We start from the raw sequence: 25,693 nt of genomic DNA, 5'->3' as shown, positions 1-25,693 counted from the left end.
CATCGTCCCAAAAGGACGATGGCCTTTTTCTTCCACACTCAGAAGGATTGGCGCACACCTACGCGCACGACGACCTGATTACTTGTGCTCGACGGCGTGACGAAGGCCATGGCCGCAACTGCCGGTTTGCCCGTCGAATCTGTGCCAATCGCATGCTCCCACGCAGCGATTGCATACAGCATCGTCCGTTTCGACAGGTCGTACTCCGCTCCGACGTTGACCTGGCTGTATTTCGCCGTCTCGGCCTTCGTATAGTTATAGGCCGCACCCACCATGACCGCGGGCGTGATTCGGTACGTGGCGTTGGCCTCAACACTGTTGAATGTAGCCGTGCCGGAGAACGGCGTTGAACTTGTGGGAACCACATCCTCGAATCGGGTATTCGTATAGAGGACCCCGATGACGGCGTTGCCGACGGAATAGTTCAAACCGCCGCCGGCAATCTGCAGCGTATGGGCCGAGACGTATCCGCTGAAGGTTGGATTCGTAATCGGATTCGTGAACGTAGCACCGGCCGTTGGCGTCGCCGTCGCATCGTACAGGGAGGTGGCCGGGTTATTCAGTCGAAGCAGGGCTGCCGATGCAGTGATGGGGCCACCCGCATACGTCAAGCTAAGACCCTCGCCACGGCCTTGCGAGAAGTTTCCTGCCACCCCTCCTAAGCTGAACAGAGCGCCAAATTTGAACCCAGCGAAATCCGGCGTGTAGTACTTGATGGTGTTGCTGACCGAGTAGTCACCCCAAACATTGTCTACATCACCCGCTCGAGTCGTGAGAACACCACCGAACTTCAGCGACGATGCGAGCGGCATCAGCGAGTCAGCAATGAGGTCGTACTGGCGGCCCAATCGCAGGCTACCGAACGGCCCGTTCAACGCGACATAGGATTGACGTCCAAACAGGCGACCGCCGTTTCCGAGCTTGCCGCTGTTGATATCGAAGCCGTTCTCGAGCACAGCTACGGCATTGAGCCCGCCCCCGAGGTCCTCGACTGTGCGAAAGCCCCATTTGCTGCTGCCGCGTCCACCGTTCACCATCTGGTAGTTTTGAGACCCGGCCTGATTGTTCGTGAACGAGAAACTGTCGTCTACGGCCCCGTAGAGAGTGACAGAGCTTTGAGCCATACAGTTTGCACTACCAACGAGCATAGCAGCACACAATACTTCCTTTTTCATTTATCCCATCCTGCCTATCGAAAATACGTGACCCACCCGGACATGCCGTCCCCGTAGCACGTTCGACGATAGAACGGTCGCACGATGCGATAACGGGAGACATCCGCCTTGACGGAAGTCAGTATTCACTCAATGGCTTTTGACACCAATCGACGAAAGGTAGGAAAGAGGGTCCTTCGCTTCGAAGGTTAAGTACAGGGGACCGATTGATGCGGGTGCCGGAAGGACTGACGTACCGGGTCCGGGCATAGACGAATTGACGAGCTGAAAGATGTGAGATGCAGATGCGAGCTTGATTCAGCTTCGCAATACCACAGGCGCCGAAGCACACCACTTCCGGAAAGCGGTCGCGCGACCGTAGTCCACGTGGTACCCGACAGACAGGACGCCTCTGTGGCTCAAAAGGCACTGTTTGCAATCAGACCACCGGACATCGCGCTCGGTGTCAATCTCCCCGGTGGCACCAACCTGCCAGAGCAGCTTTGTTGCCTTGTCGAGCCGCGTTCCAAATAGATGCGCAACTTGTTTCATGTCGAACCAAGCCGCATCCTGGTCCATCCTACCGTGGAGAGTTCTGCTGGTCGTCGCACAGACGTACTGTACCGTCGTCATTGTTCCAATACTCCATTAGTCGTCTTCCGACAGCAACTTGTCGAGCGGCACCGATTGCTTGACGAAAGGTGACCGAATAACGATATAGCTGAAGTACTTCTCGATTCCGATGTTGCGGTCAACGAGCTTTTCAATGACATCCTGGTAGTGACCGATATTCTTGACAATCGACTTCAGCAAGTAATCGTACCCGCCGCTGACCAAGTGGCATTCCGTGATTTCGTCGAAGTCGCGCAGGTTTGCTTCGAAGCGTGTGAAGTCCTCGCGACGATGGTCATGAAGCATGATTTCGGTGAACACCGTTACCGTACTGGTCAGCTTGGCCAGATTGAGGTGGGCCCCATAGCCCGAGATGATGCCGGCAGCTTCGAGCCGCTTCACACGTTGCAGGCATGGACTCGCGGACAGGCCGACGGAATTCGCGAGGTTCGCGTTCGTCATGTTGCCGTTTTTCTGCAACTCGGCAAGAATCTTAATATCGGTCCGGTCGAGCTTCTGTCGCATATCGTGCGTGTTCGAATTGGCTGATGTCTCAATCGAAGGCGACTGCCCTAGCCGCGAGCAAGTCTTCGTGATGCGCTTTGACCAACTGGGCCATGCTCGTGAACTTGTAGTCAACCGAAGGCTCGACGGAGTACCTCAAGTTCGCGCCCGAGCCACGCTGCTCATAGCGGCGCTGAATCCAGCACGAGCGGAGGCCCAGCGCGCTCGCAGGTTCATGGTCGTGGTACACGCTATCCGCGACATGCAGAGTATCGCCCTTCGTGATGCCCATTCCAGACAACGTAGAGAACAGATACTCGAAGTTGTTCCGCGACGGCTTGTATGAGCCCACATCTTCCGCGGTCACGATTGCGTCGAAGTCGACGGCCAGCTTCTCATTGGTTTTGCGAAAGCTGCGGTTGTCCACGTTGGACACGACAACAAGCTTGAAATACTTCTTCAGGTACTGAAGCGTGCTCGCCGAGTCCGGAAACGCGGGCCAGTCGCCGACCGATGCGCCATATGCTACCGCTTCGTCCCACTTATACTGCACGTTCCACTCTTCAGCGAGTCGTTTGAAGACGACTTGAAGGAGCCGGTCGTAAGGCATCGCCGGCGTGACCTTCTGCTGATGCGCTTCATGGCGAGCGTGGGCCTCAAGGATGTCATCCCGTGCCAGCGGGAGCGTCGCTCGAGAGGCCAACTCCGACAAATTTGATGCGATACCGGACTCCCAATCAATGAGCGTCCCATAGCAATCAAATGTGAGTGCCTTGAAATCCGTCAAAGCCACAACGCCCCCTTTGTTCAGTCATGTGATACTCGAATCCATCCGGAGCAATGGTCTCGTCCGCACCGGACTGTCGCGACCGACAGCGTCGCCGATGCCGACGAGACACCATTGTCTTACTTCTTCGCCAAAGCTTCCTGATGCGCCTTCGCGAGGTCCATCATGCTGTTGAAGCGGAAGTCGATGTTCGGCTGCGAACCCGGGTCCATCGTTGCGCCAAACCCCGGTTGAGCATGGCGGCGATAAATCCAGCACGATGCCAGGCCGTGTTCGTTCGCGGGCTTGTGGTCATGGAACAGGCTTTCGGCCGTGTGAAGGATGTTTTCCTTTTTGATGCCACGGGCGCCGAGTTTCTCGAGCATGTATTCGAAGTTGCGCGGCGACGGCTTGTACGAGCCCACGTCTTCAGCCGTGATAATGGCGTCGAACTCGACTTTCAACTTCGCGTTACTGTAGGTGAAGCTCTCGTTGTCGATGTTCGACAGGATGACGAGCTTGTAATGCTTCTTCAGGTATTGCAGCGCTTCGGCGCTGTCTTCGAATGCCGGCCAGTTCTGCACCGAGCGGCCGTAGGCCACGCACTCTTCGTGCGTGAACGGCAGACCCCATTCCTCGGCCAGACGCTTGTAGACGATGGGCAGCAATTCCTGGTAGCGCTTCGCAGGCGTGTACTTCTGTTGCGACGACTCGTGACGGGCATGCGCCTCCAGCACCTGGTCTCGCGTGAGCGGCGTATTCGCGCGCTCAAGCAACGGCTTGAGTCCTTGGAAGATGCCGGTTTCCCAATCAATCAAAGTGCCGTAGCAGTCGAAGGTAAGCGTATTGAAGTCGGTCAGTTCCACAGTAGCTCCTCTGAGATGTCCATGATGGAGAACACAGTGTATTGAGGGCGAGCGGCAATCAGAACTTTTCTCCGCCGACCCGGCAGCAGCTTTTGCCGCATCGTTCGGCTTTCGCAGCAGTTTCTGCGGACGGCTCCGCCCACCCTCCCCTGTCAAGGGTTTTCCCGGACTCTTCGAATTGGTTTCGCCAAGTAGTTTGCGCCGGGGCGTCCCGTGTCGATACATCCGCCATACGGCGGGTTTCGCGCTTTCCCTGTTTCAAAAGTACGAAATTATGGCCCTTCACTTCTACCTTGCGCAGGAAGACAGCCAATAGTTGGCGGCCTGAACATCTAAGCATTTCGAGGGAGAGCACCAATGGCCGTACTTGGCGTCGCACTGACGGTCCTAATGTGGAGCACGCTCGCCACGAGCGTCGACCTTCTGCATGGGACGCCAACCCTGTTCGTGAACGGAGTAGCGTTGACGCTCGGAGGTCTGCTCGGACTGCCTTGGGCAAAGAACTGGAAATTGCCGATTCGTCTCCTGCTCTTGGGTGCCGGGCTGATGTTCATCTACCACGTCATTTACTTCTTCGCGCTTCAGCTGGGGGACCCGATTGGCGTTAGCCTGGTGCATTACCTATGGCCCGTCATTATTGTGTGTCTTTCTGGGAGCTTGTCCGCTGGAGGTAGCGAGCGCAGGACTATGCTTCTCAGTGCGCTTCTCGGTTTCGGAGGTGCAGCGGCCGCCTGCTGGTCAGTTCAGCAGCCGTCAACAGCGAGCGCCGTTATCGGCGTCGTCGAACGACAACTGTTCAATGAAGTCGTTGCCTATCTCCTTGCGCTGGTCTCTGCGTTCGCATGGGCTGCCTACTCGGTCCTCGGCAAACGCTACCGCGAGGTCTCAAGCCTCTCTGTTGGAGCGTTTTCGCTTCCTGCGGGACTGGCGTGTCTCGCCCTGCACTTCGTTTCAGGAAGAGCACCTGGACTGAACGTCCAAGACTGGGCGGTTCTCATCTATATGGGTCTCGGACCAATGGGGATGGCTTTTTATCTTTGGGATTTCGGCATGAAGCGAGCGAACACGGGATTGACGACCGCATTGAGCTACGCAACGCCTGTCCTGTCCACTGTGTTCCTTGCGCTCAATACGACTCAGCCTTTACCGGCCACGCTATGGGTAGGCGTTGCAATGGTCGCTGCCTCGGTAGTCGTGGCACGCGCTGGAAGGAAGAAAGTCACCTCCGCTGCAGCGGACGATGATGCTCCGGTAGGGGTCTGAGCTAGGTTGCCGGAATCTCTGCGGAGTGGTCCGCAGCATCAAAGCCTTGCGTGGTGCAAGCGAAGCCATTGCTGGCGCTTTCAATGATGCATTCTCGCCGCCGCTTAACTTCAAGAGTGAAGCGTTCCCTGTGGCCCGAGCAGAGGGGTGTCCGCCACAAGCTGACCAAGCCACAAGCAGCCGAACCTAATGTGAGCGCCCGGCGCCGCGCATCAAACGCATCACCGGCCGCTGAACCCTCGAATCCATATCTGTGCCGTTGAAAGTGTTGACAGCTCTTGCGGACGGAGCGGACGCACGGCGCGCTCCGCCGCTCGAACATCCGAAATCAATTAGTGGTTGACTCGCTTCGCGAAGGTCGATATTGCGTCGGCCATTGCTTTCGGCTGCTCCGGCGCCATGGCATGACCTGCGTTTGGTAGCACCACAACAGTCACTCGGTCTCCGAGCATGTTCTTAAGCACTTGCGAGAACCGGCGAGGCGCCACCGCATCGTTCTCTCCTTGCAGGTCGAGAATCGGTGCAGTGCCGGCTGCAAAGTAGTCGTCGACGGGAGTAGTGTTACGCGCATGTCCCTCTGCTTCGTGGGTCTCAGGATGCCAGCCGCCGAGCCACACGCCAGGGTCGTTCCCAGGTGCGAAGAACGCTTCCTTCAGATACTGCAGCCGTTGTGCTTCGGGAAGCTTGAGGTCTCCAGCACCATCAATCGCCTTGCGCATTTCCGCGTTGATAGGCTTTTCTGTCGAACCAGGCGGAACTTTGCCTGCCGAGGCGGCCGCCACCACGACCCCCTTCACAAGGTCTGGGCGGTCGGCAGCCAATTGACGTGCGGCGAAATTACCCCACGCGTGCCCGACCACGACGACCGGGCCAGCCTTCTTTTCATCGATGACCATTGCGACATCAGACGCAAAATCGTGAACGCTGAGGTTTTCCATCGGCCCTTTGCTCTTGCCGACACCGCGAGGCTCGGGGCGCAGCACACGGAACCCATCCTCGACGAGATATTGCGCCACCTGGTCGTAGTCGCGCACCGAGCGGCCCAGGGACGGAAGCATAACGATGGTCGGTCCCTTGCCTTGGCTCAGGACCTCAATCTGAACATTTCCATGTTTGACAACGTCGTCAGTGATTTTTGCACCGCCGGCTGCCGCAAAGGCGCTTACAGACACGGAGAGAATGATTGCTGCGAGACCGCTTTTCGAGAATTTCATGAGAGCCATTCCTTGACCTATTTCACAAAGCTGATTCGTTAGCATCAGCTGCCGCTTACTGCCTGTACATCTGGTGTGCAAAGCGCGCGATGGCGTCGCTCATAGCCTGCGGTTGCTCGGGAGCCATCGCATGGGCTGCGTTCGCAACCACCTCCACTGTCACGCGGTCCCCCAACATCGGCTTGAAAACATTGGGGACGACAACAGCGTCGTATTGACCTTGGAGGTCAAGAATGGGAACCGTCCCACCCGCGAAATACGCATCGACCGGCGTGACATTTCTCGCGTGCGCTTCGGCTTCATGAGTCGCGCGGTACCAACCGCTCAACCAAGGCCGCGCATCATGCCCCGGCGCGAAGAACGCTTGCTGCAGATATTTGAGCCGCTGCGCCTCCGGTAGTGAGAGATTTCCGGAGCCGTCAATCGCGTCCCGAAGCCTACCGTACGGTTTCTCGTTTGAACCGGGAGGTAGTTTTCCAGCCGACGCGGCCGCCATGACTAATCCCCGAACGAGGTCCGGACGGTCCACGGCCAACATGCGTGCTGGTTGACTTCCCCACGCATGCCCGACAACGACGACTGCGCCTGTCTTTTGCTCATCCAGCACCGAGGCGACGTCGGCAGCAAAGTCGTGCATATTGACGTCAGTGAGAGGACCTACGCTCGCGCCGATACCTCTCGGCTGAGGCCTCAGCACCGTAAAGCCGTCACGCTCGAGGTATGCAGCGACTTCATCAAAGTCTGCCGCTCCCCTTCCGAGGGACGGGAGAAGGACAATTACCGGCCCCTTACCTTGACCGATAGTCTCAATCGTTACAGTTCCGTGTGTGGTTACCAGGTGCTCGGGTGCAGCGCTCGACGGCAAGTGAGAAGCGCACCCGAATGCAAGACACGTACACGAAAGAGCAATGAAACTCCCTCTTACATCCATGAGGTTATCTCCTATTTCTAGTAGTTGTACTTATATTGTTAAGTGAATTCCTATCGGCTCGTTGCTCTGCCTCCCTAGTTCGCCGTTGCCTGTGCTTGCGACTGTGGTTGCTCAAGTCCGGTGCTGTCGAAGATTGCCACCGCATTCTTCGACTTCAAATACCCAATGAAGGCTTTTGCGGCTTCAGCCTGTTGGGCGTTTTTCGCAATTGCGGCAGAAATGACACTGACCTTCTGAACTTCGCGCGGGAGAGGGCCGACGAATCGAATCTCCTTGAATGCTTTCAGTTCGCTGATTTGCTGAAGTCCCAGGTCGGCATCTCCTCGCTGAAGCGCTGCCCCAACAAGTTCGCGCCCTTTTATAAGTACACTCTTCTGCTTCATCTGCTCAGCGATACCGAGCTTTGGAAAGAGCGTTCCCGTAATGTAGGTTCCACTCGCACCCTCAGAAAAGGCGACAGACTTGGCCGACAGCAGAGCCTGCTTCAGCTTCTCCGGCGTCGATACGTCCGGCTTTGGAATGCCGGCACGTACAGCGACCCCGACTGCTGATTCGGCAATATCAGCCTTCGTGTCCGGAACGAACACTCCCTGTTTGATTTGCTCGTCGAGCGCGGCGCCAATCATGAAGCAGACATCCATCGGCTCGCCGCTCTTGATTCTCATGGGCAGAGCGTCTGGCGAGGTTCCATAGGAGGGACCCCACGAGATTAGAAGGTGATTCCCAGTATCGCGTTCGAACGCGGGTACAAGTTGCTTGAACGCGGCGGAAAGTGCGCCCGTTGCAAGCACGTGTATATCCTCGGCGTGGGCTGTACCGCTCAACGTGGCCGTGCAAGCCAGCGCCAGCATTGATGCACGGATAGCCCACTTTTTTGTTTCGATTGCCATTGATTGTCTCCTTACCTTGTGGATTTTCGATTCAATACTGCTCAGACGGCGCCACGCGTATTCACGAACAGTGCGTACACGGAGGTCGTCGATGCCATGAACAGGCGATTGTTGTCTCTGCCGCCGAAGCATAGATTTGCGCAGCGCTCAGGCAGCGCAATGTGTCCAATGGCCGTACCGTCGGGCGCGAAGATTCGTACGCCGTCAAGCTCATCGCTGCCCGTGCCCCAACCGCACCAGAGGTTCCCGTCGACGTCGACTCTGAAGCCATCGGGAGTGCCGTCCTTCGCGTCGATAAGGACCCGGCCGCGCCCGAGCTTGCTGTTGTCAATAACATCGAACGCCATGATTGTTCGCGGCCGAGCTCGTGATGCGACGACATACAGCGTTCGCTCGTCAGGTGAGAAAGCGAGCCCGTTCGGACCTTCGATGTCGTCTGCGACGCACTCAATCTGACCGCTCTGCGCGTCAATCCGATAGACACAGGCCTTCAACTCGGGCCTCCCCTGTTTCCCCATGTAGTCGCTCACGAGGCCAAACGGCGGGTCCGTGAACCAGATGGAGCCGTCACGTGTCACGACGACATCATTTGGCGAGTTGAGCTGCTTCCCTTCGAACCTATCGGCGAGCACGGTGACGCGGCCGTCGTATTCAGTGCGAGTGACGCGCCTTGTCCCATGTTCACAAACGATGAGTCGGCCTTGACGGTCGCGAGTCATGCCATTCGCTTTGCTTGACGGCGCCCGCCACGTGGAAGCCTGCTCCGTGGCTTCATCCCATTTCAGGATTCGGTCATTCGGCAGGTCAGTCCAATAAAGGACGCCAGCGTCACCGAACCACACGGGTCCCTCTGCCCAGCGACACCCTGTCCACAGGCGCTCAACCTTTGCATGCGCCAGGCGGTAATGTTCGAATCGCTTGTCCAGGATGCGAATTGCAGGGTCGGGGGTCCTCAAACTTGGCTGCCACGTATTCATCTTGCGTCCTTTCTCTTCATAATGACCAGCAGAACAACAGTCAGAAAGGTCGCCAGGACAAGCATCGCGCCCATTCCGATGAGACCAGCCTTGAAAGAACCCGTGGTGTCCTTCAGCCAGCCGACCATGTAGGGGCCAACCAGGCCGCCAAGGCTACCGACCGAATTGATGAACGCCAGCCCTCCGGCTGCTGCTTCTTTTCCTAGAAACGTCGCCGGAATGCTGTAGAAGCACGTACGCACCGATGAGAGGCCAATGAGTGCGATGGTCAAGCCGACCATCGCAGGAACCAGTTCATCGGAGACCACTGAACAGAAGAAGCCAATTGCAGCCAGTCCGCAGGTCAGGGCGAGATGCTTGACGTAGCGTTGCGAGCGCGCCAAAACCCTCCCCAAAAGAAGCATCCCCACGCTCCCGACAATATAGGGAAGTGCGGTCAACAACCCGATTTGCGTGTCGCTGAGATGGTGTGTCTTCAAAATCGTCGGCAACCAAACGCCAATGCCGAGAATTCCGATGATGTAGCTGAAAAGGATGGCAGTGAGCAGCCACACGCGCCAATCCAGTAGCGAGCGCATGAAGTGCTTCTCTGCGTTCGCCGGGCGTTCTCGCTCGACAGCGGTCTGCAGAGCCAAGCGCTCTTCAGGTGTCAGCCACTTCGCCTTGTCGGGCGAGTCACTCAAAACTTTGAGACAAAGGACGCCCAGCACGCACGCCGGAAGACCTTGGAGGATGAATAGCCACTGCCAGCCATGCAGTCCGAGCCACCCCTCAAGCTTTAACATCGAAACGGACAACGGGCCGCTGAATACCGACGACAGCGGCACTGCTGCCAGGAACCACGCCATCATCTGCGTGCGATAGCTCGCCGGAAACCACAGAGTCAGGAAGAAGATGACGCCGGGAAAGAATCCTGCCTCGCCGATGCCTGCGAGCAGGCGAAGCAGGGAGTAACTCACCGCACCGGTCGCAAAACTGGTTGCAGCGGCGAACAAGCCCCACGTAATCATGATTCGAGCAAGCCATCTCCGCGCACCGAACCGGTAGAGCGCGAGATTGCTGGGGACCTCGAAGAAGCAGTAACCGACGTAGAAGATACCGGCAGCTAATCCGAACTGGGACGCCGTCAATCCGAGGTCGCGATTCATCGCTAGCGCGGCGAAGCCGACGTTCGTCCTGTCCAGGTAGTTGATAAAGTAGGCAAACGCCAGCAGCGGAACGATTCGCAAGGCTGCCTTCCGGCAGGCAACTTGCTCGACGCTGCGCGCTGTCTCCTGAGTAATTGTCGTTGTGCGCATGGTGTTCCTTACAGATAAAGCCGTCGCGGATTGTGGACAAGCACCGCATCCGCCGCCTCGGGGTCGCCGCAGACCTCTTCGACAAAGGCGAGAAGCTTTGAATCATCCGGCACGTCGCCTTGAATGTTCGGATGAGGCCAGTCACTGCCCCAGATAGCCCGGTCCGGCGCTGCCGCGAGCAACTCTCTAACTTGAGGAAGCGCTCGGGACCACGGCTCGTTCGACCCACTCATCATGCGGTCGATACCGGAGAGCTTTATCCAACGGCGCTCGTTATCAAGGTATCTGTGCAAAGCCACAAGCCCCTCTCTGTCCGTCTCGAGAGCAGGGTCGGGACGTGACATATGGTCAATTACCAACGTGGTGCGCAAACTCCGCCAACTGTCGAGAATAGGCAGAATCTGCCCGAGCTTGCCGTGGAGCAGGACGTGCCAACCTAATGAGCCCACACGCTCCGCCAGCGCCTTGAGTTCGCTTATGTTCTGCCCTTCGGCGAGGTGTCCCATGAAATTGAATCGGATACCGCGAACCCCTCCGGCGTCGAGCGCCTCCAAATGAGTGTCGCTTTCAGAGCCGTTGAGCAGCGCTACGCCTTTATATCGCCCCCCCGTGCCGGCAATCGCGTCGAGTAACGCGGAATGGTCTGTCCCGTAGCAGGCTGCTTGCACCAGGACACCGTGGGAAATGCCCAACTTTCGATGCATTTCGAGAAGTGCAGCCATCGGCGCTGCTGCAGGCCGATACACTGCGCTTTCTGGAAGCGGAAAATCTTCCCAAGGTCCATAGATATGTGTGTGGCAATCCCAGCGGCCACCGTTCACGTGGAGGCTGTCCATCAGTCGCACCGTGCCGTCATGCCGCCATCTACGATGATTTCCGTGCCGGTGACAAACCGAGCCTCGTCGGAAGCAAGGAACAACGCGGCGTTTGCCGTATCGCGGCCGTCACCCATGAAGCCCAACGGAATGCGCGCGACCCGGGTCTCCAACAACTTGTCTACGTCGCCGCCTGTCCGCTGACCCGCCAATCGCGCTTCTACCATCGGCGTGTGCAGTTGGCCCGGGACCACGGTGTTCACGCGGATGCCCTTCTTCGCGTACTCGACTGCGACCACCTTGCCCAGTTGAATCACGCCAGCTTTGCAGGCTGCGTAGGCGACTTGCGCCGAGCCCGTCCAGCGGATACCGGATGTCGATGCGGTGTTGATGATTGAACCGCTGCCTTGCGCTTCCATAACGGGAAGGACGTGCTTGCAAGTGAGATAGACACTCTTGAGATTGAAGGCAACCTGAGCGTCCCAGGCCTCTTCAGAAAGGGCCACGGGTCCGCCGGCCGCCGAGCCGCCAACGTTGTTCACCAGAACGTCGACGCGACCGTACGTCTCGCGACATGCCTCGACCATATCCTTAACTGCGTCCGAGTCCGTGACGTCACAACCGTACGCCGTGATGTCGCCACCGACTTCGCGCACGCGCCGTACGGTTTCTTCCATCGCGTCCGGATTTTTATCGACAGCGAAGATGCGGGCGCCTGCCTGGGCGAAGAGCACCGCAACCGCGCGGCCGTTTCCCCATCCAGAGCCGACGCAGCCCGCGCCCGTGACAATGGCGACCTTTCCATTTAGGCGTCCTGAATTCAGGCCATCTAAGAGATTTTGTGAAGTTTCCACTTGATGTTCCTCAGTTCGATTCTTGGGGGAGTTCCGGTGTGGCGCCTTCCGGGGGCGGCACTTCGAACACTTTGATGGTCATCGAAATCAACGTGTAGTAGCCGGCAATGCCAACGAGGTCGACTACGCCATCCTTCCCGATTTCATTCACCAGCTCTTGGTATAGAGAGTCGGGCACTTTGCGCTGTTCATGCAGTTCGGTGAGAAAGGCGAACACCAGTTCCTCATCCCGTTTCGCGAAGGGAGGCGCCTTTCCATCCCGGATTGCGTCGATGACTTCGTTCGAAACGCCGGCCTCGAGAGCGAAAGGCTTGTGCGCGGCCCATTCGTATTCCGCGAGCCAGTACCGGCCCATGAACATGATGGCAAGCTCCGAGAGACGGGCCGGGATGCTGCTGTCATACCGGCAATAGCGACCCAAGGCTTGGGAGCGGTCGGCAAGTTGCGGTCGGTGCAGCCAGATTGCGAGCGGGCCTCTGACGCCTTTTCGTGGACCGCTTGCGATTGCGTCGTAGACGGCGCGTTGCTCAGGGTCAAGTTGCGCCGGGTCGATGGGTGAAAGACGTGTCATTTGGGTCGATTCTCGGTAGTTCAATGAGACTGGGCAGTCGCAGTGGTTGCAGCGCTCTTGTCTTGCTGCAGGCAGAACCGACGGGGCCTTGCGCCAGTCTCCTGTTCGAAAGCCTTTGCGTCGAACGCACCTTCCCAGCGGGCGATGGTGAATACCGCAAGGGTGTTACCAACCACATTCACAAGCGCAGTAGCCGTGGCCATTACGCGGTCGATGCCGAACAAGAGACCCAGGCCGCTCAGAGGGAGCGTTCGGACCGATTGGAGCGTTGCTGCAAGCTTCACGAAGGCACCGCCTGCGACCGTGGTACCGCCCTTCGAGGTGAGACTCAGAATGGCCAACAGTCCAAGCTGCTGCCACAGGGAAAACGGGGTGTCGGTTGCCTGAGCAATGAAGCCGATGGCAATCGCCATGTAAATCGACGTACCGTCGAGGTTAAAGCTGTAGCCGGCTGGGAGAACGAAGCCAACCACCGCTTCGTCGCAACCAGAACGCTGCAGTTTCTCGATAAGGCGAGGCAGTGCAACTTCGCTGGACGCCGTTCCAAAAATCAGCAGCAGTTCGTCGCGAATGAGCCGCAGGATGCTAAAGAACGGGAGACCAATCATCCAACTAATGCTGCCAAGCACACCGAACACGAACAGCAGAGAAGCGGCGTAGTACAACACGATGACCTTCAGAAGGTACATAAGCGTCACACTACCGTAGCTACCAATCGCTGCTGCCATTGCACCAAAAGCTCCCAGCGGCGCAAGTCTCATGATGAAAGCGAGCATGCGAAAGAGAACCGATTGCGCTTCGTCGATACCTCGAAGAAGGACCGAATCGGGACCGACCGCCATGTTGAGTGCGAGACCGGCCAGCAGCGAAATTATGAGAACCTGGACGATGTCGCCCTTTGCGAACGCGTCGACCAGAGTATGAGGAATCAGGCTTAACAGATAGTCGACAGCAGAGATTCCGCCAGCGCTCGCAGTTGCCTTGACGGCTGCTTGGCTTTCGGCGATGTTCGTCGCATGGAGACCTGCACCCGGCTGGAACACGTTCACCATCACAAATCCGAGAATCATTGCGACAGTGCTGACCACCTCGAAATAGACGAGCGATTTGACGCCCATCCGTCCCAGCATGCGCAGGTCTTTGACGTGTGCGATGCCCTGAACCAGCGTGCAGAAAATGATGGGCGCCAGCATCATCTTGAGCAAGGCAATGAACCCCACTCCAAGAGGCTTCATTGCCACCGCCCAGTCAGGCTTTGCCATCCCTAACACGATTGCGCAAGCCAAGCCGATAAGGACTTGCACATGTAGTTGCTTTAACCGCCTCATCTCGTCTCCTACGTTCGAATCGAATGTACCTTGGAGATGACGCGTGACCGCGTCATCTGCCCTCGGACCAGTACCGAAGTTTTGTCTTGAAACTGGAAGAAGCGGAGAAGTCCTGGTCCGCGACAGCGCCGGCGATACGGCCACATCGCGAACAACGCCGGTTCAGGATGAGTTGCCCAAAAGCAACTTAGCCACGCCGGTGAGGGGAACGTCACACTTGCGTCTCCGTTCAATTTTTTAGTTCTGTTCGTTAATCCAGAGCATAGGTGAGCGGAGATTGCTTGACAAAGGCCAAGTTTTGATACCAACCTATGCTCCAACGGCATAGGACATGAGCATGGACATTCGCGAGCTGCGCAGCTTTATCTATGTTGCTCGCGCGGGCAGTTTCAGCCGGGCGGCAGCTGAGTTGTACATCGCCCAGCCCGCGTTAAGCAGGCAAATAGCGAAGCTGGAAGAGGAAATTGGGGTCGAATTGCTGGCACGCCATGGTCGAGGTGTCCGGCTCACGGCGGCCGGCGCTCGCCTGCTCGAACGAGCAGAGATGATTTCCAACATGGTGAGTGAAACCGGGGAACACGTCCGCGCGACTGCCGACGAGGAGCGCGGCTACCTAGCCGTCGGATTGCCGCCGACGATGGGAGCCCTCATTGGCGCTGAGCTCGTGCGGGATTTTCGCGAAGTGTATCCGCGTGTCGCGCTTCACATCCGAGAGGGACAAAGCAGTTCGTTGCAAGAATGGGTCGCCGACCGCCGTGTCGACTTAGCAGTCGTCTATAACCAACCACCCTTGGACGCCTTTCAGGTTCGGCCGCTTTACAGCGAGCCAATGATTCTAATCGCTCCGCCAGGAACGCCGATTCCCAAGGATGGGTTTCAGATAAGAGACCTCGCCAGCCTCCCCCTCATTCTTCCCGGGATGCCGCACAGTAATCGGCGAGTCATCGAACACGCCGCAGTGCAGAACGGCATTCGTCTTCGCGTGGAGCTCGAGGTCGACAGTGTTGCGCTCACGAAGAAACTCGTCAAAGCAGGTGTTGGATATTCCATTCTCACGTCAATCGCGATTCGTGATGAAGTGGCAAGCGGAGACCTGGTTGCGGAAGCCATCACGCGGCCGTCTATACGGTCCACCGTCGCAATAACTACCCTGCGTGAAAACCCGCTATCGAGGTTTGCAACCGACTGGATGGCGATGCTTCGAGAGAAATTAACGGGGTTTGTGGGTAGCGAGAAATGGAAAGAAGATATTGTCTGGCTCGATAGCGACATAGCCAACCAGCCGCACTAGCAACACGCTCCGACATCCAGCACAGCCCACCGGTGCGCCTGCAACGAAACAATCAAAGGAACTATGCGGCGCAGAGTCCCTTGGCTTCAGCGGCGGGAACGTTCAAAGACATCTTCCGCGGAACACCTGGTCGCGGCTCCGCCGAACCTCTGAAACTCTGGCGTGTCCCCAAAAAAGCACCCGCTCAGTAGCGGGCTGAATCCATATCAGTGGAGACATGGCGGAGACGAGGTCAGTATAAACCCTGATTCGCGATTTGCAACCACCTCCGTCGCCTGGCCGCTCCACGGCTGAATATACAGATGCAAAAGCTGCTTACTCTCGTGATGAGTTCAATCAGTTAAGAGTCCAACCAACAACTATAAGAAATTCCTTTTGATTCCTGGGTTTGCAAAAGGGCTTCACTGGCGCGTGAGCTTTTTAGAAGCATAGATAACAAACGACCGGCGACCACAAAGTAGTTCGACGCTAACTCGGCACGTGCTGCCAACGCAACGAGCGTAACTTTTGCGTTTGCGAGGTGATGCTCGAAGTCAAAATTCGTTGACCTCAATACAACGTCGCGATTGTTCAGGCCGCACTCTCGGGTCAGCGCAAGCGGAATGGCGCCAGCCACTTCGCTCGGCTAAACCGTACCGCCCGCTTCCCTCGCTTCTGCCAGATTTGCTTCCGGCCAAGTCTGTCAGCAATGCGCAAGTCACTGGGCCCGGGGGAAATGCCGGAACGACCTGTCACACCTGTGCGCGGAAACAGTTGAATCGTCCTATACGGGAGCGCCCGTCTCGGACTATTTCTTTGACTCCACGAGGGAAAACAACAGTTATGTCCGAAGAACTCAACTTTAGGCGTATCCGTAGGAACGAGCTTGCGCGCGCACACCAGCTATCTGCAAGTCTTGGCTGGCCACATCGGATAGAAGAATGGCGCTTCGCCGCGGAGACAGGACATGTGCATGTGGCGGAGCATTCCGGACGCGTTGTCGGAACTGCCGTTCATTGGGATTGCGGCGCTAGCGCGGCAACGGTCGGACTGGTAACTGGGTCAACCGAGCTGAACAAATCGACGGTGGAACGTCGCCTGATGGAACATATAGCTGGCGCGACGCTGGGAAGGACCGTAGTTCTCAACGCCCCGGAGGCGAAGGTGCGGGACTACGAACAGCTGGGCTTTCGGGAAATTGGTCACGTTGAGCAATATCAGGGTGCAGTTCATCACGCGCCAGAATGCTTTCCGACGAAGGGTCTTCGGTTCCGGCCGCTGTGTGCGAGCGACGCCGCGCGTCTTGCTGAACTATCTTCGCAAGCGAGCGGGCTCGACCGGCGCCAACTGCTTCCTTCGGTGCTTAAGATTGCTAATGGCATAGCGCTAGACAGTGACGGCGTTCTAATCGGCTTCGCCTTAATTCGACGTTTTGGTCGGGGGTTCGCGATTGGGCCAGTCATTACGTCCGCCAGTTGTGACTCGACGAACGGTATGATGCTAATCAACTACTTGCTTCGGCGTTACACGAGTAAGCTTGTCCGTATCGACATACCTGGTATCCAAACTCTCGCTGACCAGGTGAGAGGCCTCGGTTTGGAACATGTCGATACTGTTATCAAGATGTCGAGGAACGGCTTGCTTCCGTCCGACCCGCAAGTAACGCAAGTCGCAATAATTAGTCATTCCCTTTGCTAAGGAGCAAATCCTATTATGCTGCGTCGGGCAAATCGACATATGCGGCATCCATATCCGACGCTCTGCCTCCGTGAGGCGTGAAGCAAGCGGTGGACAACGCCGCGCTCTTGACCTGCGGTCCCCGTCTTGACATCCTGAGTCGTCGAGCAACCGGAGAGGAGAACCAAGCTCGAACCGCAACTGCCAAGGAGATAAAAGCGCGCATTTTTTTGTTCTGAAGTTGAAGGCGCTCTGAATTACGGCAGTGTGAACGATGAACTTTAATCGGCTAAGGGTTCGCGTTAGGATGCCGCCTTCTCTGAAGTGCGCCGCGACCGGGCCGACAGCTGCCCATTGAGCCACGACTGTCGCACCATATTTTCTTCCCGGGAGGTGGGTTGCGAGGTTAACCGTGCTGCTTACATATTTCGCTTTTTGAATGCCCCTTGGTGGAGTAGAGCCCAGCATTATCCTAAGCCAGGCCTTCAGACACGTTCCATAGCATCATGAGATGCCCCTCGGAGCCAGCGTCGCCCGTCAGCCGTTCGTCTCAGGGCGCTCACTTCGCCACCCTATCCGGTGTCTCAAGACTATCCCACGGTACCGGTTATCCCACAGCCGCCGTCGTTGATGTCCGACCAGCCATGCGGCAGCTGACCAAATAGGTAGGCTGCCCAATGGATACGTCGCTGACAGGGCCATGATTTGCCCGCGGCCCAGGAATTCGAGAAAAGTCTCGGCCTACGCGAGAGAATTTCGACGAAATATTTGCTGAGCAGCAGTAGGGCGATACGAGCGCGCGTCTACGGCTACCGCCCGCTTCGTCTGAGTTTGACCATCCAACTGTCAAGCTATTCGGCCGGTGCCGACAACCGCACTCGTCGCGATTTCGCTGAGCGCAAGGTTCTGGTCGAAGTCGATAAAATTCATCTTTAACGTACGAGCCATTTCATGCTTGTTCTGAAGCTCGCTCTAGTCCCCGCTTTCCTCTGGTTCATCTCGATGTCGGGCAAATGGTGGGGACCCAAGGCGGCGGGATGGCTCGGCGGCTTTCCCGTTGTGGCCGGGCCGATACTCTTTCTGCTTGCAATGGAGAAGGGGCCGGAATTTGCTGCGCAGGCGGCGATGCTTTCTGTGTCGGCAATCTGCGCTTCTGAGGCGTTCAACTTCGCTTACGGGTGGGCGTGCCGAACGGCGAGATGGCCGACGGCTTTTGCGCTAGCCCTTGTCTGCTGGCTCTTAGTCGCATCTGCGCTGTCCAAATTGCCCGCTACTCTGCCGTGGTGCATCGGTGTCGCGCTTGCGGCGGTCGTAATCGGTCAGCGATTTCTTCCGCGCAGCACAGTCGAGACACCGGGACTACCGCTTCGACGTCGAGACTTGACTATGCGGATGGTCCTGGGTGCTTTGCTCACGTTGGTAGTCACCTACCTAGCTGCCGCGGTCGGGCCGAAGTGGAGTGGCTTGCTCGCGGTCTTTCCACTGCTCGGAAGCATCCTGTCGGTATCATCGCACCGTGCTCACGGTTCAGAATTTGTTGTTTCGTTGCTGCGAGGCATGGTACTGGGCCGATTCTCTTTTGCCGCATTCTGTCTGGCGCTCGCCGTTCTGCTGCCCATCCACGGCATTAGTATTGCTTTCGGCATCGCGCTAGTGCTGTCGATGCTCGTGCAATGGAGCACACGAATGATTGCAAATACGGCTTCGGAGATTTGCAGCCGAAACGCTTAATGCTGCCAAACGAAGGAAGAGTCATGACCAGCACAGAACTGACCGAAATCCCCAGCCGAGAACTTGTCCACCTTCTTGACTGGATGGTTTGGGAGATGAACCATCGAGGGCGCGAGGACGTCCTGATGTGGCGCAAAGAGCTATTGGCCCGGAGCGACGCTGAATCGACAGATGTGACGCGAGCTATCGCCGTTTGCGACGATTACCTGGCGCCGGAGGGCTCGGAGGAAGCTTGGCTCGCCCAAGCGAAGGCGTGGCCTGACCTCAAGCCGTAGCGCGGAAGAGAAGGTGACGAAGAGTTTATCCGCCTCCGGCGCGCGTGCGTCTACATGCTGTCAGTGCTTCGGCTCGCTCTTGGTAATTGCGCCGGAATGTGGGTCGACATGCAACTCGTAGATTCGCCCGCCTTTCGTCGCTTCGCCTTCCCAGTGACCGTCGTCTGCCTTCAAATAAGCGTTCGCGTAGCCTTGCTCGCCGAGCTTTTGTATCGCTTGCTCCTTCGGCATCCAGTCCGGTCCGGGCGTGTCGGCATACGCCACCGACGCCCCCGCGAGTATCGCCGCCGCAACAAATGTGCGTAGTTTCCCTGTAGTCATAGATTCTCCTGCGTTGGAATCGTGGCTACCCGCAAGGTTTGTTCCTCGCCAACTTCTCGACTTGACACGCTGATCAGCCGACTTTAATGTCCGGGCAGCCGTGATTCCGGTCGGTCCCGGTCGCGCGTTTTTCGTCAGAATGGAGGCGAACATGCAGACTTTTTGGGCGCGCGAGCCATACGCGCTGAACGTACATGTGCAGGATTTCCACGGTGCAGTCATTGAATCGACGCGTCCTATCACGGCCGGGTTCGTAGCGGTCGTTTCAATTTCTCTATCGTCTATGGCCGCTCCAGTGTTCCCACCCTTGATGCTGGGCGATGACAGCGGAAACGCCTTCGACAATGAGTCGGCCGCCCTGTCAGCGGGTGTCGATGCCGCCAACAGAATGCTGGATGACCTCCTGGCGTGAGCATTAGACGAGACCAGAGCGACCTTCAGCCGGGCATACTGGCACTGACCACCACGTCTGATTGAGCTGACCTTACGGCCCTGGTTCTAATGCGATTCGGACTTGTCGTCCGGCACGTCCTCCGACTTCGCACGCCGCGAGGGCTTCGAGAGCCGTGCCTTGACGGTGCGGAGGAGTTGCAATATCTCCGCTCGCATGTACCAAGGCCACCACGCGATGTGATAAATCCAGAGAATCCAACCGCGGGCACCGGTCCGCCAACGGCTTGGAACTCCATCGGTAGGAAAGCTCTCCAGGTCGCGATGCCCGATGCAGACCGCTCCGACGAAGAGCCAGAGTAAAGCCAACACTAGGGTCGGCAGAGATATAAGGCAGGCCGTGCCGAGTATGGCGGCCGGCAAGCTGATTTCGATGCCTGAGCGCGACTTCATTACGGAGCTCGCGAAAGAACCTCAGAAGTCTCTAGGCTATATCATTCGGAATTTGGCCGCCCGTCATTCATGGTCCCGCCTTTGTTGGCAATGACGAGTGAAGCCGGCCTGCACGTCCAACTAAACGCTGAGTCTATGAAACGCAGAGCGACGGTCATTTGTGAGCGCGATGGACGAGTTCTCCTCGTCGCACGAGCACGAGGTCGGTGGGCCTTTCCCGGCGGCCGAGCGGAGCCCGGCGAGGAGTTCTCCGATGCAGCCGTTCGCGAGCTGAAAGAAGAGACGGGGCTCGATGCGGTGCATGTCCGATATGCGTTCCAGTTTCGCGGCTTGCAGACTCGGCACTTTGTGTTCATCGCGCGCGTTGGTCCCGAGGCGGAGCCGGTACCCGCGAACGAAATTGCGCGATGCAAATGGTGCCGTCTAGAGGAGTTACGCCGCATGGAGGCGAGCATTCCAACCAAGGGGATTGCGGAGATTTTTCTGAGGCAGGCGCAGACCCACCGTCGCGTTCCGCTCAAGGAGGCCATTGACATGGCAGCAGCGTAGCCAAGGCTTTGAGCCGCGATTGCGAGGCTGCTCACGGAACATACCGGTCAATTCTCTTCCGCGCTTCGGCGGGCGAGCGATTTGATGTCCGCAAGGAAAGCTTCGATGTGCACGGGCTTCTCGACGACCAGGTCGGCACAGCCGTCAGCATCAATGCCTCGTGCCGCTGACCACAAGATGACCGCGACATCCTTCAGTGAAACGTCTTCCCGTATCAGGCGACAGACCTCGAGCCCGTTTAATCCAGGCATCATGAAATCGCAGATGACTACATCGGGCCGAAGGTTGCGTGCCTTCTCCAGCCCCTCTCGTCCATTCGCCGCGGTGCTTGCCGTCAAGCCTTCCATCCCGAGCACCATCGCCCAGACATTCCGAATGTCCGGCTCATCGTCGATAAGCAACACAGCGGGCGAACGCGATGTCAGAGGACCATCAGAGAACGACATTCTTGGGCCTCGGAAAGCTATATGATTTTGAATGCGCCGCATGGCGCATGCCCGAGCCGCATCTAGCAAAGCAGACGCTTTTCCTTTGCCTTTCGGGCATCGCTTTAGTGGCATCGCAGGTAGCGATTTCCACTTTTCAGGTTCGCAGACCGGAAGTTTTGACTGAGACTTCGACCCATCCCCCGCAACAGTACGGCTAGAGTAGACCCGGGGCGGGTATATCCACCAAAGCGTAAAATGGCAAGCAAGGACAACCTATTCACGTTGAAAAATGAATCGCCCGATTCTTGTAGCCGAAGATAACCCAAGTGACCTTGAGCTCCTTCATCTCGCCCTTGAGCGCTGCAATACAAGACAGCCCATTGTTTCAGTCGATGACGGTCAGGAGGCACTGGACTACCTGAACCACCGCGGCCAGTTCAGTTCGCGGCCAGCAGGTCACCCCGATTTTGTTCTGCTCGATATAAAAATGCCTCGCGTGACGGGGCTTGAGGTCCTCGCTGCCATGCGTGCGGCCCCCGAATTTCGACACATCCCGGTGATTGCACTAACGTCTTCACGCGAAGAGTTGGACATCGTTCGCGCCTACGAACTCGGAATCAACGGATACATAGTCAAAGCCGCGGACTTTGGCGAGTTTCGCCGCGACGTCGCCAGTATCCGGTCTATGTGGGGCCATTTGAACGAAGCGCCTCCACGCTTCCGTCCACACGCCGCGCACTCCACGCCCATTTGAGGGAATTAACCGTCGGACGGTTTGATGGCCGAGAAGACGGGTGAGGTCTGCAGCCAAGGTCCTCTCACGCGTTCTTATTCTTCTTCTCTCTACCACGTTCGGATGCCGCGGAGAACTTCAGCCCGGCTTTTCAGGCAGAGTCGATTCTCCCGTGCGGCTTATTTGCACGAGACAGGTCGTCGTGAAGGGTCTCGGAAGACTCACCTGCCGGCAAGAAGCGGATTTGGAATCCAGGACACAGGCTTCTCGCCAGCAAAAGCGCTTCATCTTGGTTGTTCGCAACCTTGACGACTACACTGCCTTCATGGGGAATCTCGACATGCCAGACCCCGCCTTCGGCAGGTCGAATGATGATTTCAGCGTCATCAGCGCCTTCGTTCGTCAACATGTCGTCTCGCCTTCCTCACGCGACGTACTATTTTCCCACGCCAGAAGGTAGGTTGATAACATTTCCGGGCAAGTTGGAGTCGGCAATGCGCAAAATAAGTTTGGCCGCCTTTTGTCTAATCCGCCGGCGCATACAGACTCGAGGGAGCCTGCAGCACATTCTCCCTTGACGGCTCAAAAATTAGTAAGAAGGAAACAGCTTCGAGGGTTGCGCGCTGTCAGTTGCAAAAGGCCGCTCGTCTTTCGGCACTACGCTTCAGCAGAAATTGCGGCTCACCGTTGTGAGACCGCCGAGCAAGTGAGACATGTCGACGAGTCTCTGCGCAACGAGATGTCGTACTTCGCCTTCGCACTGCCACGTTCCGTACACCGCAAGTAGCGCCGCACCGAGCGCTTCACGCCGATACTTCTCGAGCAGAGAAGGCCAAACGATTACGTTCACGTTTCCCGTCTCGTCTTCGATAGTCATGAACATAACGCCCTTTGCCGTACCTGGGCGCTGTCGCACTGTGACGAGTCCGCATCCGCGAGCGAGCCGACCATTCGGATAGGTCATAAGCGTTGACGCAGGCACAAGACGTTGCTCAAGGAGGGTTGGCCGCAAAAGCGAAAGTGGGTGGCGGCCGAGCGTAAGACTCATGGCGTTGAAGTCAGCAATGATGTCTTCCGCTTCGGACGGTGCGCCGAGCGCGGGCGTTCCATCATTTACGCGCGCATCGAGGAGAAGGTCGCGGTCTGGCACAGCGGCGACCGACTGCCAGAGCGCTTCGCGGCGATTGCCAGCCAATGATGAAAGCGCATTCGCGGCTGCAAGAACCTGGAGGTCTTTCCTGTCCAGCTGAGCGCGTTTTGCCAAATCGCTGACGCTTGCAAACCTCTTAACCGCTCTCGCGGCTTCGATTCGCTCGGCCGCGCCATCCTTCATTCCCTTTAGCAGAGACAGACCGAGTCTAACTGCTGGCTTCACTCGAGCATCATGGCTCTCGAGAACCGAGTCCCAGCCGCAGATTGTGACGTCTGCGGGTAGGACCTTCACACCATGGCGTTGGGCGTCTTGAATGAGCTGCGATGCCGAGTAAAAACCAAGCGGCATGCTGTTCAGCATCGCGGCGAGAAATGCCTCCGGTTCGTGGCATTTCAACCAACTGCTCGCATAGACGAGCAACGCGAAAGATGCAGCATGACTTTCTGGAAAGCCATACTCGCCGAAGCCATGAATCTGTTGAAAGATGGATTCAGCAAAATCGCGTTCGTATCCTCGCTCCATCATTCCGTTGACGATGCGGTCGTAGTACCGGTCGAGGCCACCTTTGCGCTTCCACGCTGCCATGGCTCTGCGGAGCTGGTCCGCTTCGCCCGGAGTAAACCCAGCAGCCAGGATGGCAACTTGCATGACTTGCTCTTGAAAGATGGGTACCCCAAGCGTCCGACCGAGGGCGACCTTTAATGCTTCGCTTGGATATGTGACAGGTTCGATTCCTTGCCGACGTCGCAGATATGGATGTACTGCACCGCCCTGGATTGGGCCTGGTCTCACGATGGCCACTTCGATGACCAAGTCGTAGAACTCTCGCGGTTTCATGCGAGGCAGCATGCTCATCTGCGCACGCGACTCAATCTGGAAGACGCCCATCGTGTCTGCGCGAGAAATCATCTCGTATGTGGCGTCGTCCTCAGGCGGGATGTCCTGCATCTCGAACCGCTCGCCACGCTGCTCCGACACGATGTCGAGCGTGCGACGAATCGCCGACAGCATGCCGAGTGCAAGAACATCAATTTTCAGCAGGCCAAGCGCTTCGAGGTCGTCCTTGTCCCACTGAATCGCCGACCTGTCCGCCATCGCCGCGTTCTCAACAGGAACGAGCCTTGTCAGCTTCCCGCGACTGATGACGAAGCCGCCGGAGTGCTGCGACAGATGGCGCGGAAAATTGAGGATTTGCGCTGCCAACGTCGCCCACAAACCGATGAGCGGATTCTCGGGGTCCAGGCCAGACTCAGCGAACCGTCGAAGAAGGTCTTGCGAATGGTCGAACCACTGATGTGACTTGGCGACTCTATCGACGATTTGCGGGTCGATGCCGAGCGCTTTGCCGGTTTCGCGGAGCGCGCCGCGCGGACGATACGTCGAGACAGCCGCTGCAATCGCGGCTCGGTCCCGTCCATACTTCCGATAGATGTATTGGATGACCTCCTCACGCCGCTGATGCTCGAAATCCACGTCGATGTCCGGCGGTTCACCACGCTCCTTCGAGATGAATCGTTCGAACAGCATGTTGCCGCGCGACGGGTCGACCTCGGTTACGCCGAGGCAATAACAGACCGCACTGTTCGCCGCTGACCCGCGGCCTTGACACAGGATGTGCTGACTGCGCGCAAAACGGACAATGTCGTAGACCGTGAGGAAGTAAGCCTCGTACTGGAGCTCCCGAATGAGCTGTAGCTCATGCTCGATTTGCTCTTGAACCGCGTGCGGGATGCCAGCCGGAAATCTTCGATGCGCGCCGATGTAAGTTTCTTGACGTAGGTAAGCTTCATGAGTGAACCCATCAGGCACGAGTTCATCCGGATACTCGTATCGAAGTTCGTCCAGGGAGAAGTTGCATCGCTCTAGGATGTTGAGCGTCTCCGAGAGCGTGTGCGGCGGATACAGATTTGCAAGACGCAGTCGCGACCGAAGATGTCCTTCCGCGTTCGGCGCGAGGTCATAGCCACAATCTGCAACGGGCTTCCCGATTCGAATCGCCGTCATCGTGTCCTGCAACGGCTTCCTCGAGCGCACGTGCATGACGACGTTTCCTGTCGCTACGACGGGTACCCGGTACTGGTCCGCCACGAACTCGACGGCGCCGCGATGAATGTCGTCCATTGCGCGCTGGTGCAACGTGAGCCCCACCCAAGCACGCTCAGCGAAAACGTCGTTCATCCATTCGAGTTGAACAGCGAGCGCGTCTTCCTTCGCGGGAAAATCGGGCACCAGAATAGCGAGACAATCAGGCATACCTTTGAGATGCGCGTACTCTCTCTCGGGCTTTGAGATGTCATGCGGCGTCAGAAGGTACTCGCCCTTGGCTGCTCGCATGCGCCCTAACGTGATGAGCTCGGAAAGATTGCCGTAGCCGTTGCGATTCTGGGCAAGCAGGATGAGACCAAACGCTGGACTCTTGTCCGCGTTCACAAGCTGAAAAAATGACCCGATGATGAGCGGAAGCTTCTCCTCCTTCGCTTGTACATGAGCGCGAACTACGCCGGCGAGCGAACATTCATCGGTGACGGCAAGTCCCGAATATCCGAGTTGCGAAGCACGCAACACCAGTTCTTCGCCATGGGAGGCGCCACGGAGGAAAGAGAAGTTGGTGAACGCGAATAGCTCCGCGTAATCCGGCAACGCCAACGAGGGGAAGTCCACGACGACACC

Annotated in this window: 25 protein-coding genes; 8 read left to right on the top strand and 17 right to left on the bottom strand. The window is 57.5% G+C overall.

From position 1 onward, the window contains the following. Nucleotides 1-38: 38 nt before the first annotated feature. The 4 genes from NK8_RS02440 to NK8_RS02425 all read right to left on the bottom strand — a co-directional run bounded on the left by NK8_RS02440 (nt 39) and on the right by NK8_RS02425 (nt 3,902). A complete protein-coding gene (locus NK8_RS02440) occupies nt 39-1,175 on the bottom strand; it encodes a porin (RefSeq protein ID WP_213227203.1) in 1,137 nt (378 codons plus the stop codon). Between the two features lie 627 nt (nt 1,176-1,802). Beyond that, entirely contained in the window at nt 1,803-2,291 is a 489-nt protein-coding gene (locus tag NK8_RS02435) for an Lrp/AsnC family transcriptional regulator (RefSeq protein WP_213227201.1), read from the bottom strand. Nucleotides 2,292-2,319: 28 nt separating this feature from the next. Continuing rightward, the gene (locus NK8_RS02430) at nt 2,320-3,063 is read right to left on the bottom strand and encodes a haloacid dehalogenase type II (protein ID WP_213227199.1); all 744 of its coding nucleotides are present in this window, start codon (nt 3,061-3,063) and stop codon (nt 2,320-2,322) included. 113 nt (nt 3,064-3,176) lie between these two features. Continuing rightward, a complete protein-coding gene (locus tag NK8_RS02425) occupies nt 3,177-3,902 on the bottom strand; it encodes a haloacid dehalogenase type II (protein ID WP_213227197.1) in 726 nt (241 codons plus the stop codon). Nucleotides 3,903-4,259: 357 nt separating this feature from the next. Between NK8_RS02425 and NK8_RS02420 the strand changes: the two genes are divergently transcribed. Continuing rightward, the gene (locus NK8_RS02420; RefSeq protein ID WP_213227195.1) at nt 4,260-5,165 is read left to right on the top strand and encodes a DMT family transporter; all 906 of its coding nucleotides are present in this window, start codon (nt 4,260-4,262) and stop codon (nt 5,163-5,165) included. Between the two features lie 332 nt (nt 5,166-5,497). Here NK8_RS02420 and NK8_RS02415 read toward each other — a convergent pair whose 3' ends face one another. The 9 genes from NK8_RS02415 to NK8_RS02375 form a co-directional block, all read right to left on the bottom strand. Then, a complete protein-coding gene (locus NK8_RS02415) occupies nt 5,498-6,379 on the bottom strand; it encodes an alpha/beta fold hydrolase (protein ID WP_213227193.1) in 882 nt (293 codons plus the stop codon). Between the two features lie 55 nt (nt 6,380-6,434). After that, nucleotides 6,435-7,310 carry an alpha/beta fold hydrolase gene (locus tag NK8_RS02410; RefSeq protein ID WP_213227191.1) on the bottom strand — a complete coding sequence of 292 codons (876 nt, stop codon included), beginning with the start codon at nt 7,308-7,310 and terminating at the stop codon, nt 6,435-6,437. A gap of 74 nt (nt 7,311-7,384) precedes the next feature. Continuing rightward, complete coding sequence (locus NK8_RS02405) at nt 7,385-8,200, bottom strand: extracellular solute-binding protein (protein ID WP_213227189.1); 816 nt, start codon at nt 8,198-8,200, stop codon at nt 7,385-7,387. Nucleotides 8,201-8,241: 41 nt separating this feature from the next. Further along, nucleotides 8,242-9,177, bottom strand: a complete 936-nt coding sequence (locus tag NK8_RS02400; RefSeq protein WP_213227187.1) for an SMP-30/gluconolactonase/LRE family protein — start codon at nt 9,175-9,177, stop codon at nt 8,242-8,244. Then, on the bottom strand, nt 9,174-10,475 hold the full coding sequence (locus NK8_RS02395) for an MFS transporter (RefSeq protein ID WP_213227185.1): 1,302 nt from the start codon (nt 10,473-10,475) through the stop codon (nt 9,174-9,176). Before NK8_RS02395 ends, NK8_RS02400 begins: the two co-directional genes overlap by 4 nt. Nucleotides 10,476-10,483: 8 nt before the next feature. Continuing rightward, on the bottom strand, nt 10,484-11,311 hold the full coding sequence (locus NK8_RS02390; RefSeq protein ID WP_213227183.1) for an amidohydrolase: 828 nt from the start codon (nt 11,309-11,311) through the stop codon (nt 10,484-10,486). Further along, complete coding sequence (locus tag NK8_RS02385; protein WP_225936191.1) at nt 11,311-12,144, bottom strand: SDR family NAD(P)-dependent oxidoreductase; 834 nt, start codon at nt 12,142-12,144, stop codon at nt 11,311-11,313. Before NK8_RS02385 ends, NK8_RS02390 begins: the two co-directional genes overlap by 1 nt. A 10-nt stretch (nt 12,145-12,154) precedes the next feature. After that, a complete protein-coding gene (locus tag NK8_RS02380) occupies nt 12,155-12,715 on the bottom strand; it encodes a carboxymuconolactone decarboxylase family protein (RefSeq protein ID WP_213227181.1) in 561 nt (186 codons plus the stop codon). A 20-nt stretch (nt 12,716-12,735) separates the two neighbouring features. Next, on the bottom strand, nt 12,736-14,043 hold the full coding sequence (locus NK8_RS02375) for a cation:dicarboxylase symporter family transporter (RefSeq protein ID WP_213227179.1): 1,308 nt from the start codon (nt 14,041-14,043) through the stop codon (nt 12,736-12,738). A 337-nt stretch (nt 14,044-14,380) separates the two neighbouring features. Between NK8_RS02375 and NK8_RS02370 the strand changes: the two genes are divergently transcribed. The 4 genes from NK8_RS02370 (at nt 14,381) to NK8_RS02355 (ending at nt 18,996) form a co-directional block, all read left to right on the top strand. Beyond that, on the top strand, nt 14,381-15,334 hold the full coding sequence (locus NK8_RS02370) for a LysR family transcriptional regulator (RefSeq protein ID WP_213227177.1): 954 nt from the start codon (nt 14,381-14,383) through the stop codon (nt 15,332-15,334). A gap of 822 nt (nt 15,335-16,156) precedes the next feature. Then, complete coding sequence (locus NK8_RS43645) at nt 16,157-17,011, top strand: GNAT family N-acetyltransferase (protein ID WP_213227175.1); 855 nt, start codon at nt 16,157-16,159, stop codon at nt 17,009-17,011. A gap of 930 nt (nt 17,012-17,941) precedes the next feature. Further along, entirely contained in the window at nt 17,942-18,721 is a 780-nt protein-coding gene (locus tag NK8_RS02360) for a hypothetical protein (RefSeq protein WP_213227173.1), read from the top strand. Nucleotides 18,722-18,744: 23 nt separating this feature from the next. Next, nucleotides 18,745-18,996 carry a hypothetical protein gene (locus tag NK8_RS02355; protein WP_213227171.1) on the top strand — a complete coding sequence of 84 codons (252 nt, stop codon included), beginning with the start codon at nt 18,745-18,747 and terminating at the stop codon, nt 18,994-18,996. 60 nt (nt 18,997-19,056) lie between these two features. Here NK8_RS02355 and NK8_RS02350 read toward each other — a convergent pair whose 3' ends face one another. Further along, nucleotides 19,057-19,317 carry a PepSY domain-containing protein gene (locus NK8_RS02350; RefSeq protein ID WP_213227169.1) on the bottom strand — a complete coding sequence of 87 codons (261 nt, stop codon included), beginning with the start codon at nt 19,315-19,317 and terminating at the stop codon, nt 19,057-19,059. Between the two features lie 151 nt (nt 19,318-19,468). Between NK8_RS02350 and NK8_RS02345 the strand changes: the two genes are divergently transcribed. Next, entirely contained in the window at nt 19,469-19,729 is a 261-nt protein-coding gene (locus tag NK8_RS02345) for a hypothetical protein (protein WP_213227167.1), read from the top strand. A gap of 566 nt (nt 19,730-20,295) precedes the next feature. Next, complete coding sequence (locus NK8_RS02340) at nt 20,296-20,709, top strand: NUDIX hydrolase (protein WP_213227165.1); 414 nt, start codon at nt 20,296-20,298, stop codon at nt 20,707-20,709. 47 nt (nt 20,710-20,756) lie between these two features. On the opposite strand, the gene NK8_RS02335 is transcribed toward NK8_RS02340, so the two are convergent. Further along, the gene (locus NK8_RS02335) at nt 20,757-21,155 is read right to left on the bottom strand and encodes a response regulator transcription factor (RefSeq protein WP_213227163.1); all 399 of its coding nucleotides are present in this window, start codon (nt 21,153-21,155) and stop codon (nt 20,757-20,759) included. Between the two features lie 271 nt (nt 21,156-21,426). Here NK8_RS02335 and NK8_RS02330 point away from each other — a divergent pair, with 271 nt between their 5' ends. Further along, nucleotides 21,427-21,891 carry a response regulator gene (locus NK8_RS02330; protein ID WP_213227161.1) on the top strand — a complete coding sequence of 155 codons (465 nt, stop codon included), beginning with the start codon at nt 21,427-21,429 and terminating at the stop codon, nt 21,889-21,891. A gap of 130 nt (nt 21,892-22,021) precedes the next feature. Here NK8_RS02330 and NK8_RS02325 read toward each other — a convergent pair whose 3' ends face one another. Then, the gene (locus NK8_RS02325) at nt 22,022-22,279 is read right to left on the bottom strand and encodes a hypothetical protein (protein WP_213227159.1); all 258 of its coding nucleotides are present in this window, start codon (nt 22,277-22,279) and stop codon (nt 22,022-22,024) included. A gap of 255 nt (nt 22,280-22,534) precedes the next feature. Next, entirely contained in the window at nt 22,535-25,684 is a 3,150-nt protein-coding gene (locus tag NK8_RS02320) for an error-prone DNA polymerase (protein ID WP_213227157.1), read from the bottom strand. Between the last annotated feature and the right edge of the window lie 9 nt (nt 25,685-25,693).

It is taken from the genome of Caballeronia sp. NK8, assembly GCF_018408855.1.
Taxonomy (GTDB): domain Bacteria; phylum Pseudomonadota; class Gammaproteobacteria; order Burkholderiales; family Burkholderiaceae; genus Caballeronia.
Note: the sequence above shows the minus strand (reverse complement) of the source record. Positions and strands in the feature narration are given on the sequence as shown.

Bases quoted from the DNA above. Each gene is read 5' to 3' on its own strand.
- NK8_RS02325 (WP_213227159.1), bottom strand. From the start codon at position 22,279: ATGTTGACGAACGAAGGCGCTGATGACGCTGAAATCATCATTCGACCT.
- NK8_RS02420 (WP_213227195.1), top strand. From the start codon at position 4,260: ATGGCCGTACTTGGCGTCGCACTGACGGTCCTAATGTGGAGCACGCTC.
- NK8_RS02435 (WP_213227201.1), bottom strand. From the start codon at position 2,291: ATGCGACAGAAGCTCGACCGGACCGATATTAAGATTCTTGCCGAGTTG.
- NK8_RS02390 (WP_213227183.1), bottom strand. From the start codon at position 11,311: ATGGACAGCCTCCACGTGAACGGTGGCCGCTGGGATTGCCACACACAT.
- NK8_RS02330 (WP_213227161.1), top strand. From the start codon at position 21,427: ATGAATCGCCCGATTCTTGTAGCCGAAGATAACCCAAGTGACCTTGAG.
- NK8_RS02350 (WP_213227169.1), bottom strand. From the start codon at position 19,317: ATGACTACAGGGAAACTACGCACATTTGTTGCGGCGGCGATACTCGCG.
- NK8_RS43645 (WP_213227175.1), top strand. From the start codon at position 16,157: ATGTCCGAAGAACTCAACTTTAGGCGTATCCGTAGGAACGAGCTTGCG.
- NK8_RS02410 (WP_213227191.1), bottom strand. From the start codon at position 7,310: ATGGATGTAAGAGGGAGTTTCATTGCTCTTTCGTGTACGTGTCTTGCA.
- NK8_RS02405 (WP_213227189.1), bottom strand. From the start codon at position 8,200: ATGGCAATCGAAACAAAAAAGTGGGCTATCCGTGCATCAATGCTGGCG.
- NK8_RS02345 (WP_213227167.1), top strand. From the start codon at position 19,469: ATGCAGACTTTTTGGGCGCGCGAGCCATACGCGCTGAACGTACATGTG.
- NK8_RS02340 (WP_213227165.1), top strand. From the start codon at position 20,296: ATGAAACGCAGAGCGACGGTCATTTGTGAGCGCGATGGACGAGTTCTC.
- NK8_RS02415 (WP_213227193.1), bottom strand. From the start codon at position 6,379: ATGAAATTCTCGAAAAGCGGTCTCGCAGCAATCATTCTCTCCGTGTCT.
- NK8_RS02380 (WP_213227181.1), bottom strand. From the start codon at position 12,715: ATGACACGTCTTTCACCCATCGACCCGGCGCAACTTGACCCTGAGCAA.
- NK8_RS02335 (WP_213227163.1), bottom strand. From the start codon at position 21,155: ATGTCGTTCTCTGATGGTCCTCTGACATCGCGTTCGCCCGCTGTGTTG.
- NK8_RS02370 (WP_213227177.1), top strand. From the start codon at position 14,381: ATGGACATTCGCGAGCTGCGCAGCTTTATCTATGTTGCTCGCGCGGGC.
- NK8_RS02395 (WP_213227185.1), bottom strand. From the start codon at position 10,475: ATGCGCACAACGACAATTACTCAGGAGACAGCGCGCAGCGTCGAGCAA.
- NK8_RS02355 (WP_213227171.1), top strand. From the start codon at position 18,745: ATGACCAGCACAGAACTGACCGAAATCCCCAGCCGAGAACTTGTCCAC.
- NK8_RS02360 (WP_213227173.1), top strand. From the start codon at position 17,942: ATGCTTGTTCTGAAGCTCGCTCTAGTCCCCGCTTTCCTCTGGTTCATC.
- NK8_RS02400 (WP_213227187.1), bottom strand. From the start codon at position 9,177: ATGAATACGTGGCAGCCAAGTTTGAGGACCCCCGACCCTGCAATTCGC.
- NK8_RS02440 (WP_213227203.1), bottom strand. From the start codon at position 1,175: ATGAAAAAGGAAGTATTGTGTGCTGCTATGCTCGTTGGTAGTGCAAAC.
- NK8_RS02375 (WP_213227179.1), bottom strand. From the start codon at position 14,043: ATGAGGCGGTTAAAGCAACTACATGTGCAAGTCCTTATCGGCTTGGCT.